12 protein-coding genes are annotated in these 17,020 nt (G+C 47.0%); all 12 read right to left on the reverse strand.

The window, feature by feature from the left end:
• The coding region (locus ESE_RS11615; protein WP_010369274.1) for an aldehyde dehydrogenase family protein at positions 1-552 on the reverse strand (552 nt) is incomplete at its 3' end.
• Between the two features lie 609 nt (positions 553-1,161).
• Positions 1,162-3,057, reverse strand: a complete 1,896-nt coding sequence (locus ESE_RS0108860; protein ID WP_010374012.1) for a M13 family metallopeptidase — start codon at positions 3,055-3,057, stop codon at positions 1,162-1,164.
• 74 nt (positions 3,058-3,131) lie between these two features.
• A complete protein-coding gene (locus tag ESE_RS0108865; RefSeq protein WP_010374014.1) occupies positions 3,132-3,407 on the reverse strand; it encodes a hypothetical protein in 276 nt (91 codons plus the stop codon).
• A gap of 127 nt (positions 3,408-3,534) precedes the next feature.
• On the reverse strand, positions 3,535-4,416 hold the full coding sequence (locus ESE_RS0108870; RefSeq protein ID WP_010374016.1) for a class C sortase: 882 nt from the start codon (positions 4,414-4,416) through the stop codon (positions 3,535-3,537).
• A gap of 17 nt (positions 4,417-4,433) precedes the next feature.
• Positions 4,434-6,476 carry a SpaA isopeptide-forming pilin-related protein gene (locus ESE_RS0108875; protein WP_038229430.1) on the reverse strand — a complete coding sequence of 681 codons (2,043 nt, stop codon included), beginning with the start codon at positions 6,474-6,476 and terminating at the stop codon, positions 4,434-4,436.
• A gap of 116 nt (positions 6,477-6,592) precedes the next feature.
• Positions 6,593-7,000, reverse strand: coding sequence for a DUF697 domain-containing protein (locus ESE_RS0108880; protein ID WP_010374018.1), 408 nt, complete (start codon positions 6,998-7,000; stop codon positions 6,593-6,595).
• A 50-nt stretch (positions 7,001-7,050) separates the two neighbouring features.
• Complete coding sequence (locus ESE_RS0108885) at positions 7,051-9,585, reverse strand: SpaA isopeptide-forming pilin-related protein (RefSeq protein WP_010374020.1); 2,535 nt, start codon at positions 9,583-9,585, stop codon at positions 7,051-7,053.
• A gap of 99 nt (positions 9,586-9,684) precedes the next feature.
• Entirely contained in the window at positions 9,685-10,407 is a 723-nt protein-coding gene (locus ESE_RS0108890) for a DUF4811 domain-containing protein (RefSeq protein ID WP_010374021.1), read from the reverse strand.
• Between the two features lie 50 nt (positions 10,408-10,457).
• Positions 10,458-11,852, reverse strand: a complete 1,395-nt coding sequence (locus ESE_RS0108895; RefSeq protein ID WP_010374023.1) for a lipopolysaccharide biosynthesis protein — start codon at positions 11,850-11,852, stop codon at positions 10,458-10,460.
• 2 nt (positions 11,853-11,854) lie between these two features.
• Positions 11,855-12,907 (reverse strand): polysaccharide pyruvyl transferase family protein, encoded by a 1,053-nt coding sequence (locus ESE_RS0108900; RefSeq protein WP_010374025.1) that lies wholly within the window; start codon positions 12,905-12,907, stop codon positions 11,855-11,857.
• Between the two features lie 186 nt (positions 12,908-13,093).
• Positions 13,094-16,261, reverse strand: coding sequence for a SpaA isopeptide-forming pilin-related protein (locus tag ESE_RS0108905; RefSeq protein ID WP_010374028.1), 3,168 nt, complete (start codon positions 16,259-16,261; stop codon positions 13,094-13,096).
• A gap of 200 nt (positions 16,262-16,461) precedes the next feature.
• A partial coding sequence (locus ESE_RS12490; protein ID WP_010374030.1) for a hypothetical protein occupies positions 16,462-17,020 on the reverse strand: 559 nt, incomplete at its 5' end.

Genomic DNA, 17,020 nt, shown 5'->3' on the forward strand with positions numbered 1-17,020 from the left:
AATGAAGTTCTTAGGTGCCCCAGCAGCAACGGCTGCATCGTAAACAATCTTAGCAGCGTGCGCTGATGACTTTTGAGCTTGTGGGTGGAAGGCAAAGACAATCGTGTTACGCGTCTTTGCGGCCAACATTGACTTGAAGATTGTCGTTGACGTTGGGTTCGTCGTTGGGACGATACCAGCCAAAATACCAAGTGGCGCTGCCAATTCAACCTTACCAGTTACGCGGTCTTCTGAGATCACACCAACCGTCTTGTCATTCTTGATGGCGTTGTAAACAGATTCTGAGGCGAAACGGTTCTTCGTGTCCTTGTCTTCGACCACACCACGACCAGTTTCATCGTGCGCTTCGTGGGCCAACAACAATGAGTTTTCTGAACCAGCCAAAGCCATTGCAGCGACGATCTTATCAACTTGTGCTTGTGTGTACGTTGAGAATTCCTTCAAAGCGATTTCAGACTTGTCGACCAACTCTGACGTCATCTTCTTGGCAGCTTCGAAACGCGCTGCCTTCTCTTCTGCCGTTAAAACTTTCTTCTTAGGTGCATCAGCCATGATTTTTACCTCTAAATAATCTTTCAAATTTTCGTTTGCTCATTTATTAACATAATTAGTATATCATTTCACAAATAGTTGTCAAAACCATTTGCAAAAATTCATTACCCTTACCAAACATGCGTTAATACCAACCTTTCGAACTGATTTTTTCTACACGTGAATAATATCACATAAGACAAATTAAGCGCAACCCTTTTATGTAAATTCGTGAAAAAATGTGCAAACAATCCATTCCTTGAACGCGTTTTCATATTTTTGAGTAAGGGAAATCCGGTTTTGTGAACAATTTAACTAATCGCTTTCTAAAAAACTACACTGTAATGTATAAAGAAAAACCGAATGCGATCTGCCTGGTGGCAAACACATTCGGTCTGTTATATACTAGATTTGTGGCGGAGCACCGCGAAGTCGCACTTTAATTGAACATTAAAGATTGACCACGGTTACTTTGCAGAGTGTACGTGGTTTTTCTTTTGGCCTTTTGTCATTGGTCGGCGCCTACATCGCTGTCGCCTCCCATCGACCGCTTCGAAAAAAGAAAAATTTATAAAAAATAAGGTCTGCGTCGGAAAATTCCAATGCAGACCTTATTTTTTTATTCATTGATTACCAAATCATCACGCGATCTTCAGGTGCGCGGTACATCTTATCAGATGGTTGCACATCGAATGTCGTGTAGAAATCATCAAAATTAGATACCGTCACATTCACACGGAACTTTGCAGGTCCGTGTACATCTGAAGCGGCCAACAATTGCATAATCTCAGGACGTGCCTTTTGACGCCAGATGGTTGCCCAGCTCTCAAAGAAGTCCGTTGCTGAAAAATCAGCATCGCGCTTTGCTGCTGCCAAGGCCGCAGCGACACCACCAAGATCGGCCACGTTTTCTGAGACCGTCAGTTTACCATTCACCTTAGCCCCATATGAATCCAAACCATCGAACTCATCAATCACCTTTTGAGTACGTGACTTGAAGGCGGCGTAGTCCTCTTCTGTCCACCAATCGTTCAAACTACCATTTTCATCAAATGATGCCCCATTCGTATCAAAGGCGTGTGAAATCTCGTGAGCAATAACCGCCCCAATACCACCGTAGTTCGCAGATGATGATTGATCCAAGCTATAGAATGGTGCTTGCAAAATCGCTGCTGGGAACACAATTTGGTTTTGTTGTGGATCGTAGTAAGCATTCACCATGTGTGCTGGCATGTGCCACTCATCACGGTCAACCGGTTGATTCCACTTTGACCATTGGTAGGCCACCCCTTGGGCACGGAACTTTTCGGCCGTCTCAAACAACGTCGCTCCATCATCAACAATCTTGTCCTTGTAGCGATCAGGTAACTTTTCGGGGTAGCCGATGTGTGGCACAATGGCGTCCAACTTAACAATCGCCTTTTCACGCGTGGCTGGTTGCAACCAGTCAGCGGTTTGCAAACGCTCCTTGTACACATCAATCATCGTGGCAACCTTTTGTTCCACGTCAGTCTTGGCTGCTTCAGGGAACTTTTCACCTGCATACCACAAACCAAGCGCTTGTGTGTATGGACCAGCTGCCAAGTAATAAGCCGCCTTACGTTGGTTCATTGCTTCCGGCGTTCCTGACAAGGCACGGCCATACGCCCCACCTAGCACTCGGACCTCATCTGACAAGTAACTCGTAAAGGCGTTTGCAATGCCTACAATCAACGTTGCTTGCAACAAAGGCCAGGCTTCTTCAGAGAAGAATTGATCAGATGCTGCCCAGAAACGTTCTTCCGGTACGACAACCATCTCTGGCGTCGTGCCCGTCATGGCTGTCAAAATCTCATCCAATGGCAAGGCTGGTGTCAAAGCTGTGAAATCAGCCCACTTGTAGGGGTGGTACAACTTGGCATACTCCGCTGACTCTTCTTGGCTCAACACAACCTTAGCTATGCGGGCATCGAAAGCCAAGTACTTATCCAACAAGTCCTTGATTTCGTCAGCACTGAAGCCAAACTTAGGCAACAAATCTTCTTGCGCTGCCCGCCACTTCGCCAACAATTCCTTACCTTGCTCGTGATCAGGCGCATAGTAGGTTGTATCTGGCAAAATAATGCCTAGTGCATCTGCCCACAACACATTCGTGCGCGCATCCTTGAAGTCTGGCGCTACCCCAATTGGCAAAGCATTTGGCAAGCCCGCCTTTTCCAATTCAATGATGTGTGCCGCAAAATCAGCAAATGACGTAAACGCTTGATAGCGCGCAATCAATGGCTTCACTGGGTCAGTGCCCAACGCATCGCGGGTCGCAAAATCCGCTGCCAACTTGTGGTACTTCACAAAATTAGCCAAAATGTCATCGGTTGGCACGTTTTGACCTGCTTGCCAGGCATCCGTCGTATCCAACATCAATTCTTCGATGTCATCCGCCAAGTCACTAAAACCACCTGTTCGTGATTTATCAGCTGGAATGACCGCATCTGCTTCCCACGCTTCGTTAATCGCATCATAAAAATCATCTTGCATTCGTGTTGCCATGCGTTGTACCTCGTTCTGTTTATTTCTCATCATTTTATCACTTTTGTTTGAAATAAGCCCGAACATGGTGAGTTTTAATGGCCAACGTAAACCGAAAATACAAACGACAAGATGGCAATAATCGTCCCCGTGATGACCGCAATCATCACGCCTAAACCGATTGCGGTCCCCCGTGCTTCTTTGAACGCTTCGTGAATTAGTACCTTCACGTCACTAGTCGTCGGCAAGGCAGCCACTTCTGTTGTTAAGGTGTCAACTTTCACCGTTAACACGGTTAAGTCCTGCCGTACTTGCGCAAAATCCTCCGCCTTGAACTTTTCAAACGCTTCCTTCGTGACATATTCTGTCATCCCCGTCACCCCTTCTTTGCTAACCCCGTTAATCATCCCCTATAAACCACAAAAGGAGCGCCAGTTACCTGGCACTCCAATCAGTAAATCAACTATAACACAATCATTTTTTTCGTCACAACAAACATCACTTCTTAACCACAGCCAGCATCGCGTTCTTCAACATGATGCGCTTGCGCAATAAGAAACCACCGATTGATGATACCGCCACAATCAACGCGCCCAGCCACATGAACTCAGCCCGCACCACATTGGTTGGGACCGCTTCACTTGGAATCTGGTGCCCCCGGACTAGCAAACGGTGCGAGTTAATCCCCGTTGGCGTACAAGTCAGTAACGTGACGTAGTTCTTGGTTTGATCCAACTTGAAGTAGGTCTCCAGTTTTTCCGGCTTAATCACGTCGATTTTATCCACTTGATACGTTAACGTCTTACCACCTGCAATCTCAATGTAGAACTTGTCCTTCAGCTCTAGCTTTTTCAAATCGGTAAACAACTTCGCATTCGGCAAACCTGAGTGACTCGTGATAACTGAGTGTAGCCCTTCCTTCTTTGCCTGTGGAATTGAGGTACCTGGAATCAAACCGGCCCCGTTACTAATTGCCTTATCCTTGATGCTATTGAAAATCGGCAGACGTAACCCGCCCAACTTTGGAATCGAAATGACCCCAATTGGCTTACCAACCAACTTTTTGAGCGTGTTGTCATCCCCATTTTCATAACTATCTTTCTGGTTCAGCTCCGTCATCGCAGCAATAACGTCCGCATCATTGCCGGTGTCTTTCGCCTTTTCCTTGATTTTGGCATTTTCAGCATCAATCGCCTGCTGGACCGCATTCTTTTCCTTCCTTGGCATCACCGTTGTTTCGCGCTCATAGTTCTGCACAATCCCACTCTGATGCATTGCTTCATAAGCCTGTGCCACAATCGGATACGAAAAAATTGCCAAACCAGCAATGAACAACACAGCGGTCGTTAAACTGATTTTCTTTCGTGGTTTTTTCGCCATTTCTCTTCCCTCATTAATTAATCTTCAGCCCGACGCTTCTTCAACAAGTGCGCCAACCCAAGCAACCCCAAAATGGTCAAACCAATGCCCATCACACCAGCTGTGTATGGCAAGACACCACCACCCTTAGTTGGCGTATCATGAATCGTCGGCGTACCAGATCCCTTCACGAATGTCTTAGCTGTATCAGAATCAGTGTCTTGGTCAAACGCAGTCTTGTAATTCAAGTCGACCTTGTTGACCATCTCACCAGGTTGCGTACCTTGGTTCGCCACCACATCTAAGTTCCATGACAACTGCCATGTGCCATCCTTGGCTGCCCCGCTCGCTACCAATTCAGCCATCTTAGTGGCCAACTGCTTTCGCCCGTTTTCCGTCACTGACAACATAATCGTGCCGTCGGCAACTGATTGACTGGCATCCAATTTGCCATCCTTAACCGCATAACGACTACCAGATCCTGACAATTCAATGCCATCAGCTGTCATCGCATCACCCAATGCCGTCACAGTTGGGGCCGTTGCGGCGTTATACGTAATCCCGTTCACCCCATTTTGATTAGTGGTGTAGGTCGTGCCAGCACCGGTATTCATGCCATTCGCCGTCATTTGCAATAGGGACGTCGTCTTCAACGCACCGCTCGCATCTTGATACGTCAGGTTCAACGTCATCGTACGCCAATCATTTTGGTATGGTAACGTATCGACCAATTCATACTGAATATACGTATCAACGTTTTGGTTCAACTCACTATTGATGTGCCACTGGAAAGTTGTGCCCTTGGTGACACCTTGTTCCGTGTCACCGCCATCTTCAGCGCCGGCACCATACGTCTTGTCACCAATCGTTACTGACTTATCAACCTGCAATTCATCGTAATCAATGAAATCAGCTTTCCCTTGTCCTTGAATCAAACTCTTATCAGCCGGGTTCTTTTCCATCGACAATTCAACATCTTGAATTTGCGGTTCAACAATGTAACCGGTTGGTGCTGCCAACTCAACCACGGCATACGTATGCCCTGGCGTCATAAAGCGCTCACCAGCATTGTCACTTGAGAACGTGGCTTCACCAGACTTATCCGTCTTACGGATCGCATAGTTCCCCGTCTTCAATTCTGGTACATACTGCTCAACCAACTTTGCCACATCTTTCGGTTGCTTCTTAATGGCAGCCAACAATTCTGGTAAGACCTTCTTCAGTTGCTCTTCGTGGGTGTTCTCCGTTACCAAGACTTGCGCCCCAGCCAAAGCCTTGCCTGTTTCCTTATCTGTCTTCTTTACCTTCAACGTTGTGGGATCATATTGCTTGGCATACAAGTTCAAGGCGTCGGCCTGTGTGTTGTCATACCAGAAATCATCGCCACCTTGCTTGGCATCTGGCTTAATCATTGGAATGTCGATAAACATTGGCACTGATGCCGTCGACTTCATATTCGCTTCCAAGTCTTCCGCAATCACCCATTGTCCCTTAGCCAATGACATTTCCGTCAAGCCTTGGGCATCGGTATTCTTAAAGGCTTTCGGATGTGGCGTACGTGGGTCCAAATCCGTCAAGGCATAGACGGCCTTACGCACGTCCATCCCACCAGCAATTTCGATAGTCCAAGGTGAAATATTGCCATCCTTTTTAATCAAGTTCGTCGTAGCAGCACCTAACTTGTCGGCCCGGACTGGCTTCAGAATGTCCGTCCAGCGCCACTCCTTGCCATCAACCGTGGCATGGAAGGTGTCGTTAATGACTGGCTTCATATCTTCGCCTTCATACGTCACGGTCCCGGTTGGTAAGGCAAAGGCTTCATACGTCGCCCCGACCGTTGGCTCCCAGCTGGAATTGTCTTCAACGATTTTATTCAAATCTTGAATCCCGCCGTTCCCCCAATAGTCATGCTGGTCGCGTCGATCAACGGCGGTGGCATTCATATCTGTCACCGCGTGAATGCGCACTAACGTCTCTTTGGGTGGATTGGCTTCAGCTGACTTGGCAGAAACACCCGCCGTACCGAGCATCATTGGTGCAATTAAGGTACTAATCAAAAGCAATGATTGTGTTTTTTTCATCTTGTTTGGCTCCTTATTCATTTCCCCGACCACAACTCCCCGTGTGGTGCTCACACTGAAATTTTCGCAAAAAAAACGGCGTTTCCGCCGTCATTTTTTGTCTATTCTGTTAACCATTAACGCTTTTTTACCGCATTCATAATGATGCCGAAAATATCGCCTGGTTGGACTTTGTTACCTGTCTCTAGTTCATTCACAATGGCCCAGCCAATCACTTCGGTTAAGCCAACCGCCGTCGTTGCCAAAATCGTTGCCCCAGCGACCGTCCCCAAACCAGGGACGAACTTAAAGGCGTTTCCGACAACACCACGACCAAACGAGGTTGCGGCGACTGCCCACACGGCACCACGAATGGCCCCCTGCATCATTTTTTGATCATACGCCTTAAATAACGACGTAATCATCCCCACCTGAATCGGTACTAACAAGGCCGCATCCGTAAAGGGAATTGGTGATAATGCCACACTACCCGCAGCGGCCGAAGCGCTGTGAATGATGCTCTTTGCTTTATCCTTTGGTGTCATCACGTCACCTCCTTGTCCCTATTATACAAGAAAGTCACCGTGCCATTTGGCTAATCGTTTCGTCGGTCAAATCGACGCTTGAGGTAAGCACTGGTCATCAGCACCCCACCAAGGGCAAAGACAACCAATGCGCCGATGCCACCACTAACTGGCCACATCCCCTTGGCGTAGTTCTTAATGTGCACATAATGCCCATCCAAGTTCTCAACCAAACCAGTAATCTGTGAGTCCGTGCCCAATGACACGCCCTTGGCATCCTTCAAATCTGGGAATTCAGCCGTTGGTTGGTAAACCGAATCTGGCCCGCTCGACAACGTGAACTTCACGTCAGCCATTTGCTTATACCCATCAGGCGCGATTGATTCACGGAACAAGTAACGCCCATCCGCCACCCCACAATATTGGAGATAACCATCACGACCTGACTTGTGCGTCGTGGCCAAGGCGTTATTCGTCACCCAGTAGATATCACCCATTTCCATACTTGAAGTCATGTCAGTCACGATTGGTTGCTTTGCTCCGTGAGCGGCATTGTCCAAGTGAATAAACCAAACGTAGACTTCGTACTTTGACTTCTCGCTATCTGGTTGGGCATCGTATTCTGCAACGCGCTTACGCAAATCAGCCGCTTGGCCGTCCAAGTATTCCTTAATCGCCGCAATTTTAGCAGCGTCCGTCGTGTAATCAGACTTACTAAACTCCGTCACGTACTCAGGACTATCCTTCAAATGCTCGAACATTTCCAAGTAGCTCGTGTCATTGATTGGATTACCATTATTATCTTCACTCAACAACTGCGAAATCACGTTTTCGATATTCTGTGGTGTTACCAAACGACCCATATCGAAACCAGCCCCGCGCAATGGGTTACCGTACTTGTCTGTCTTATGGAATTCCCAACCCACGGCCGTCGTGTATGACGAATCACGTACGGCCGACTTATTGGCAGCCGTGTCTTGGTTCGTGGCGCCGTTATCAAACAACATTTGGACCTTATTATCGATCTTGTTGTCGCCCGTGTTCGCTTGCGCCGCCGAGTTGGTTTGCGTATTCAACTTAAAGACAATTGACGTGTGACCAGTCGTATCATCTTGCAACGGTGCCCAGGCAGCCAACTTATCACGGAACAATTCCTTAGTTGTAATCTGCATTTCACCCGTATCCGCATCGATAATGGCACGGTTAGCCCCATATTCGCCGGCATCCGTCGTCACGTCACCATTAAATTGGTACGTCGCCGTGTATCCTTGCATGCGCAACAAGTGCGTAGCGATGTAGGCCGTTTGTTCTGCAATCGCCGTCTTGCTCTTACCTAGTTCACCAGTATAACCAAACATCGTGGCAGCCGTTTTACCATTGTCGCCACGGACTTCCGCAAACTTAAAGTTCACGTCGGCTTCCTTGCCATCCGGCGTCACAATTCGTTCTGAATCGTAATCGCCCTTAGGTTGTGACAGTCCGTCACTCGAACTCTTACTGTCGTTTCCGTTCGGGTCAACGGCTTGTAGCAATGCCGTCAATTGGCCGTCAATTTGGGCATACATTGTCCATGAGTTAACCGTTACTTCATATGGAATCGTATCGACAAACCCGTATGATGAAAACTTGTCGATTGATTTTGGTAGTTGCATATCCAACGTGTAGTTGTACGACTTACCACGCGACACCCCATACAAGTTGTCATTTTCTAAGAACGTTACCGCACTCTTCACAGCCGCGCCGTCATCAGAAACCACGTTACCACCATAGACTGGGTGGCCCTTGGCGTCATCCCACTTGGCAGTTAGCTCATCCACGCTAACGTTTTGCAACGTATTGATCATCTTATCAATCGTTGGCTCTTCCGTGCTTGGCATGAAGTCCTTGGGATACAAGTTCACGTTGTAATCACCACTGCCATCGAACCACGTGCCTTGCGCCGTGTCGGCAGCCGCATTCTTCATTGGCAAGTTCAAAATCATGGGTTGCGCTAACGTTGAAACGGCATCTGGTGCACCAGTTTCAAACACAATCCACTGGCCATTAGCCAAATCATCAAATGTGGCATCACCATCATTATTGGTCGTCACTGTTTGACGATCACTGGATGTCTTAGCCAAGTATTGTTGCAAGTCGGCCACTTGTTGTTCCGTGACCCCACTCTTTAATTCAACAATGTTGTCACTCACGTCAGTCGATGGATTCGTCGCTTCCTTATAAGCGGCTGTTTCACCAGAACGCACCGTCAGCAAATCCGACCACGCCAAGTCCAATTCAGGCACCCGATCAGTTGAAATCGTCACGGTCCCATCAGTCGCCAACTTAATCACGCCATTAGCTAACTTGTAGGCGGTAAACGAATAACCCTTACCTGCCTTCGACCACTCTGAATTTTCAGCGGTAAACGGGTTATTCAATCCCGTCGTTCCGTTTCCCCAATAATAATCATTACCCGATAAAACTGTGTTTGTTGTGATGTATTTATGCAACGTGACATCCGTTTCAGCCACATCGATGCTATGCTCAGCTGCGTGTGCTGTGCCACTACCCATTACCAATGGCATTGCGATTGTACAAATCAACGCCATATTGCGCCATTTCGCCATAGTTTGCGTCCCCCTATAGTTTTATTCACTATAAAGTGTCGCAAAAAAAAGTTCCCAAACTGTCGCGGGGACGTTTAGGAACTTCTAGTATTTTATGTCTTAATTGTGCCAGCTTTGAATTTTCTCTAGCATGGCTTGATCAAGGGCTTGGTTGGCCTTGTTTGTCACGTCCGTTACAATTTGGGCTTGTAACTTAGTTTGGGCGTCCTTGTTCTTGATGAAGTTTTTGTCAGCCTTGGCCTTATCCGCAAATTGTTGCTTAACTTCGGCTGCGACTTCCTTGGCAATGCCCGCCTTTGAGTCCTTGACCATGTTTTGCAAAGTCTTGGCTTGGCTCGTCGTCACAAAGTACCAATCCTTCGGCACTGACAACGTATACGTTGCGGCCCCCTTTTCAAAGGTTTCTTGGCCCAACAACATGAAGCGACGCCAACCAGATGTCGCCTGGTACGTCATCACTTCTGTCTTCAACGTCGCTTGTTTGTCCGCCGTCTTGACGATTGTCTTCGCATTTTGGGTGACCGTTTGGTAGCTCTTCTTACCCAACGTGTAGGTATAACGAAGCTCACCATCACTCGCCTTTTGCGTCGTAATCAACTTAATACCGTTAATTGTCAACGCTGGGGCAATCTTTTGCGTCTTTTCAACTGGCACCTTGGCCATCAAAAAGTGACGTTCTTGAGCGCGTTGTAAACCAAGCCCCATCAAAACAGTCAAAATTAGCCCCACTACCAAAGCTGGCCAGCGCACTTCATGGCGTGTGACCCCTTTAATGGCAGCGTAAGCTAATAACACAATTCCCAAAACAAATAAGACAATCATACGGTTTCTCCTTCAAATTAACACGTTAATTCCAGTATAACAAACCGTACCTATCTTTTGTTAGTTAGGGTGACGAATAGGCGTTGATAATACGGCCAATCGGACCAAATTAAGCCCATCATCAGTAAACTTAAGCAGACGCCTTGCATCCAGCCGACTGGCAGCAGGCACATCAGGCCAATTTGTAGTCCAATCACCAGGTGATATTTCAACATCGCCGACCAAGTCACGCGAATGCCGACAAAGCGCCGGGTTTCATACAAGCGAATCCCTAGTACCGCTGCGAAACCAACGCAACTAGCCAAACTTGCGCCGATAATCCCCAAAAACGGCACGCTGACGACGCTCAGTCCAATACTGATTACGGCACCGTAGACGGTTGTTAAGAACAACCCGCGCGTCCGTTTGGCGGCTAAGTAAGTTGCCCCGACCATTGCGGACATATTGGTGTAGACGACCGTTAATAATAAGCCCGGCACTGCCTGCCACGCTTGCCAATATGCTGGCGCAATCCAGGTCGCAAAGACGAATTGCGTGACGCATAATAGCGCCATGACCATCAACAACTGTAAGCGGGCAACGATATCAAACGTCTTGGTGTAATAAGCACCGGCATCCTGATCGTCATACGACTTCACTGCCGCCATTTGCCAAGATTGCAAAAAGGCCCCGTACACCAAATTGATCAACGATGGTAGCTTATTGGCCACCGCGTATAATCCATTGGCCGCAACGCCTGCAAAGGTCAGCAAGACGACACGGTTCGCACTCGCAATGCCCCACCATGACAACGCATTTGGCACCAGCGGTAAACTGTAGATCAATAATTGTTGCATACGGGCCGGTTGCACAACGGTAGCGTGCCAGTATTGCCAAACCCGCGCCCCCATTGCAACAACCAGCAAACTTACCGCTGCTGAGATGGCGCTCGCCAACAAATACCCGGTTAAGCCGAGTTCTAATTGCAGTAGGAACACCAAATTCAAGGTCATAAACACAACACTGCTAACAATACCTGCGACCGTAAATAGTTTCACGTACCCTAAGCCACGAACTAAGCTACTGCAAATCGCACCCAGGCTCCCCAGCACAACCACAAACCAGAAGTAGCCAATGTGCGCCACCCCCAGTGCTGCCAGGCCAACGCAAATGCTTGAGAAAATCAGCATACTACTTGCCCAAACAACTAACGCATTTGAAAATGCAGTGCCGGCATCATTTGCGTCATCTAGGGCCCAGCGAAAGACCGCATCGTAGACACTCAACGTTACCAATGGCGCTAATAGGCCGGTAAACGTGCCAATTACATCAACTGTTCCGTAGTCAGCGGTTGATAACACCGTCGTATACAACGGCACCATCAACAAGCTCAGAAGTTTCGTCGATAATGATCCAATCGCAAAGACCCCGGTGTTACGAATTAACTCGCGCGCACGTTCAGCCATTACTACTCTCCCTTGCGAAAGTTCGCCAAGTAGAAATTAAGTGGCCGGAACTGACGTGAGAAATCGACCGGCGCGACTGGCGCCCGCATAACGTCTACAATCGCTACTTCCAACGGCCCATCCGTGGGTGCCCAGACTTTAATCCATGGCACGGACTGCAACCACGTTTCAAATGTCGAGATAATTTTGCCATTATTGTTCAATAACGCGACGGTTGGCGTTTGGGTGATTAGACCAAAAATCATACCGTGTAGCCGGTCTGTCACGACCAATTCGTGCTTCGCCATCTGACGCCAGAAGCGAATCAAGACGTCATCGCGTTGCTCCAATGGCACACCGGTTGGCAACACGGTATCCGTCACCGTCACCCGGTCAAACAAATCACCGAGTTGATCAATCACACCATCGCGGACATTGTCGTTATATAACTTTTCCACGTCGTGACGGAACAGAACCATCACCCCTTCACGTTGAATCGGCAACTCTTTCAACCGGCCGCTCAACGTAAATACCATATCTGGCACAAGCATCGACGGACACGTGAAGGCTTGTTGCATCGCGCTGTGGGCTTGTTCCTCACGGGCCACTAGCACCAAGCGGTCTGCGTCGTCATAGCACTTCTTCGATAACGTGTGTTCTTGCTTATCAATAAAGAATACCGATTGTGGCAATTGGATAATCGGCCATTTTTTCAAGCGCTTCACTACTGCACGGCGCACACTTTCAGCACCCGGCCACAAATCACCTAGATTGCCACCACCATGCATCACGATTAGGTGATTTGGTTGCATAATCCGCTTCAAAAGTGGAATGCACGGTAACACAGCGTCATTCGCAATCCGCACGACTTGATGTTGCGGCAACTGTTCTTGTAGATAAATTTCAGTGGCTTTGGCGATCGCCTGGTCCCCTAAGTTACCATGTTCCGGTAACCCGAGATAAAACACCGTTGGCTTAGCCGTGTTTAATTGTTCCAGTTGCACGCGCAACGTTGGGCGAATTGCCCAGCGCCATAGCGTGTGACTTTTCAACCAGTCTTTTAGTTTTTCGATCATCAGTCTCTCCCTACCTAAAATGCACTTACTTTAGTGTGCCAAGTAAGCGCACCTAAACTGTGGACGAATTATGAACAAAAAGCGAGCAGTCCTGTTTCCAGAACTGCTCGCTAAGCATAAGATTATCAAATTTTTAGATATGTTTATACCAGTTCCACGACCGGTATGGTTAATGTATTAATCTTATTAGTGACGACGGTGGTTGAAGATTGCTGATCCCATGACCGTCAAACCAGCGGCCAAAGCACCCAAGATACCAACACCACCCGTAATTGGGAAGATTGACTTTGATCGCTTTTGGTTTTCAACTTCCAAGTACTCGCCTGACATTGTATCATCATCGTTCGTACCCGTAATCTTGTTGTCAGAAGCATCACCATTCATCAATGGGAACTCCAACAACTTTGTTTCATCTTGCAAGTACCATGAGTTTTCATCACCAGCCAACGTGAACTTTTGGTCAGCCATCTTGTTGTAACCATCTGGCACGATTGACTCAGTCAAAACGTAGCGACTATCGGCCAAACCACAGTATTGGAGGTAACCATCATCACCTGACATGTGAGTCGTTGCCAATGCTTGATCAGTCGTCCAGTAAATATCACCCATTTGCATGTTTGATGGCATGACATCAAAGATTGGTTGTAACTCACCGTGTTGATTGCCCGTAGTTGGTGCTTCCAAGTGGACGAACCATACGTATGGTGTTTGACCATTCTTAACGGCTGTGCGCAACTCTTCAGCTTGACCGTTGAAGTATGCCGTCGCAGCCGCAACCTTATCTGCAGGCGTGCCATCTTGAGCAAGCTTCAACTTATCCGCGGCCTTAATCAATGACGCCTCATTCATCACGTTACCATTGTTGTTCGTCGTCAACAATTGTGAAATCACGTTTTCAACGTTGTTCTCATTGACACGACGACCAAGGTCGAAGCCGGCCCCAGCCAACGGCTTACCGTTTTCATCAACCTTTTGGATATCCCAACCAGCAGCGTGTGTCTTGGCCTCATCAGTCAATGGTGTTGGATCAGGCATACGCGTTGGGTTCGGATAAGGGTTGTAGTTCAACGTCACCTTGTTGTTGATTGACTTATCCGTACCGTCCAAGTCAGTATCAGCTTGCGCAGCTGAGTTTGTTTGGGCATTAATCTTGAAGACAACTGACGTGTGACCAGTTGTGTCATCCTTGATCAATTCACCCAAGCCCTTCAACAAGTCCGTCTTGAAGTCCAGGTTCATCGTACCATTCTCACCTGAGCCTTCCTTAACAGAACGGTAGTCGGTATCAAACTCATAGCTACTTGATTGACCATACATGTGCAACAAGTTGGCAGCCACGAATTCTGTTTGGGCTTCTAGCGCAGCCTTATCCTTACCAAAGGCGCCCGTGTAACCAAGTGACTTAGCGAAGTCTTCGGCACCGTCAGCAAACTTGTAACTCACACCTTCACCGTTATCTGAGTCGTACGCAACAGATTCGTTTGAGATACCGTCATCAGTACTGTGCTCGTTCGCGTTACCTTGCGTATCAACGGCTTGCAACAATGGTGTCACAACGCCATCAATTTGCACGTACATCGTCCATGAGTTGGCGTTCACTTGGTATGGCACTGAGTCCACCAAGTTGAACTTGCTGTATGAACCAATGTTCTTGTTCAATTCGGCATCGACCGTGTATGAGAATGCCTTACCACGTGAAACACCCCAAAGCGTGTCATCGTCGTAATATGGATTATTCGTCGCCTTGTCGATGTAATTTGGGTTACCATCAGCATCGTAACCATCAACAGCCAAGTTATCAACCGTCACAGGGTTTTGCACGTTGATGTCCTTATCCAAGGCAATGCTGTCATCGTTGCGGACCGTGTACGTTCCACCTTGTGCTTGCACAGTCGTATCGTCACCGCCAACCGTTGGATCAACCGTAGTATCATTTACACTGTTAAGAGAAATTTGCTGCACCGTTGGGTTAACCATGTAACCTGTTGGCGTTGAAATTTCTAATGCATAATACGTCTTACCAGGTGTCAAGTTTTTGAACTTCACCGTTCCATTCTTACCCGTTGTACCGTAGAACAAGGTCTCATCCTTCGTTCCCAACGTACCCAAATAATTCTTGATGTCCGTCACTGACTTTGATAGCAAACCGGCATCGATTTGCTCTTGCAAGGCTGCCAATTGGTCTTCCGTCAATTCCAACATCGCGAATTGTACGCCAGTAAGTGTCTTACCGGTGTCATCATCTAGCTTTTCAATTGTCAAATCACCGTGAGCAGCATAGTTCTTGGCATAGATGTGCATGGCGTTCGCATCAGAGTTATCGAACCATGTCTTATCACCCTTGTTTGTACCATTACCCTTTGAATCAACCTCGGCATTTGGTTGCAAGTATGGCGTTGCCAAGAAAATTGGTGCGGCGTGTTGCGTCACCATCTCAGCCAAACCTGGTGTTGAATCTTGCAAATCTTCCATGAACAACCAGTTACCGTTTGTGATGTTGTTGAATGACAAGACACCATTCTCATCAGTTACGGCCTCGGACTTACCGCCAAAGACAGGATCTGTTTCATCCGTGTCCGTGTAGTTAGCGACCAACGCTTGACGGATTTGGGCTTCTGTCAAATCCTTAGCAGCCCCAAGTTGTTGGAACTCCACTTCAAAGTCAGAGGCACTGTGGTTAACTTCGTGCTTCATTCCATACTTGTCAGTACCAGTCTTTGAGTTGAAGTTGTGCTTTGGCGTCTCGTGTGATGGATTAGATTCATCCGTGTGTTGCACACCCAATTGGGCCTTCAAAATGTCTTGCCAGTAAATATCTTTACCGTCGGATGTCGTGAATGCAATGCCACCCTTGGCATCCTTAGCAATGATTTGTGGCTCACCCTCATCGTCGATCGTCATCACATTATCTGGTAATTGAATACCGATGAAGTGAACGCCTGGTAGGTCAGACCACAAGTCATCCCATCGAACCTTCCCCTGATTAGCAAAATCATCAGTTGGCTCATAGTCTACTGTTAGTTTCCAAGTTTTAGGATCATAATTTTCCCAGTCAAATGGATTATTTGATGATACATTTTGTCCAAGTGACGTCGTTGTATCTTTATTTGCCTCAGTTCCATCTCCCCAGAAGTAATGTTGCCCATCCTCATCTGACCCGTGATTCCAAGCAAAATACTTTTCATCATCAGCAAGATTCATGATTGTATCATCATAACGAATTTGCTTGTGAATCTTGATTGTCGTCTCATCAGGACGAGCTTGTGACGCCATTGCGACGCCCTCTCCGCCAGCTGTAACTGCTAACGGCAACACAAGGGTTGTAATCAACGCTGCACTTTTCCATTTTGCCATACAAAATTTCCTCCATAATGTCTCGTACCACCTACTCCTTAGGGGGTACAGTTGTTACGAAGTATATTGTTACTAAATATTTTGAATTACTTGAACCCAAAGCACGGACACTTCATCACCATTCTATGAATTTCATTCTATTGTTTATTTATAAAAAAAGTCTAGACATACAATGCCTAGACTAAGTGAACATACTTAAATCATTGAATATTATCGTAGGATTTCACCTTTAGGGAATTAAAGATATCATCTAACCAACGATGTACTAAGCTGGCCACCGTAACTACTTGTGTTCCCGGAAGTGACAAACCGATGCATATAATCGACAAACAAATCAACGTTGTGTTCACATCTGGTAAAAGAAATTGATTTTCAAATAAATTGAATACTACATAAAAGGGACCAACGTATATTTGAAACCTATTTTTCAATCTAAAATGGCGTAGCATTAGCCCGAAAAATGCAACGCAACATCCAAGCAACCCAACCATACCACTAGTTACCAAATAATAAAGCAACGTACTGTCCAAACTCAAGTTTTCCATTTCTTTTACAAAGCCTGGACTTGCAATGCCTATACCAACGAGCCAATTAAAATCTATTTTCTTCAAAACTTCTCGCGCGTACGAGATTCTGTAACTCGAAAATTCATTGACAGTCGTATACAAACTACCAAGTTCGTGTCCAAAAACAAACCTGATGTATAAATACAATGCACCAATACCAACGCTAAGAAGGATACAGCTTAAAATGATACGC

This window comes from Weissella cibaria KACC 11862 (genome assembly GCF_000193635.1).
Classification (GTDB): Bacteria; Bacillota; Bacilli; order Lactobacillales; family Lactobacillaceae; genus Weissella; species Weissella cibaria.